This is a genomic window from Pseudoalteromonas piscicida (assembly GCF_002744175.1).
Lineage (GTDB): Bacteria > Pseudomonadota > Gammaproteobacteria > Enterobacterales > Alteromonadaceae > Pseudoalteromonas > Pseudoalteromonas piscicida_B.
In genome coordinates, this window is sequence record NZ_NKHF01000150.1 from 1 (window position 1) to 362 (window position 362).

Annotated in this window: 1 protein-coding gene; it reads right to left on the bottom strand. The window is 48.1% G+C overall.

Translation table 11 applies throughout. The features are described 5' to 3' along the window. Positions 1-362: AMP-binding protein (locus tag CEX98_RS22185; RefSeq protein ID WP_143484390.1), on the bottom strand; the 362-nt coding region annotated here is incomplete at both ends.

Consider the following 362-nt stretch of genomic DNA (forward strand, 5'->3'; position numbering starts at 1 on the left):
CGTGAGCATCGCTACCAGGTAAGAGTGCCATGGCAAGACTCGGAGTGGTTTTTACAAAGCCAACATTCGCGGCACTTAGATGAACTCTAAAGGCAGCAGCATCTAGAATATCCCCTTCATAGACACATACCGTTTGTCCAGCAAGGAGCGGGCATAAGGTGGTCGTCACCGACAGGTCAAAACAGTAGTTAGAAGAAAAGTCGACATTACGATACTTGTCACCTAGCTGGCGGGTTAAGGCGTGAAGATAATAAAGCACATTGTGCTGAGTGAGCATCACGCCTTTTGGTTGTCCGGTTGTCCCTGAGGTGTAGATGATATAAGCCAAGTTAGCCAAGGCTGTTGGACGCACTAAATTCTCG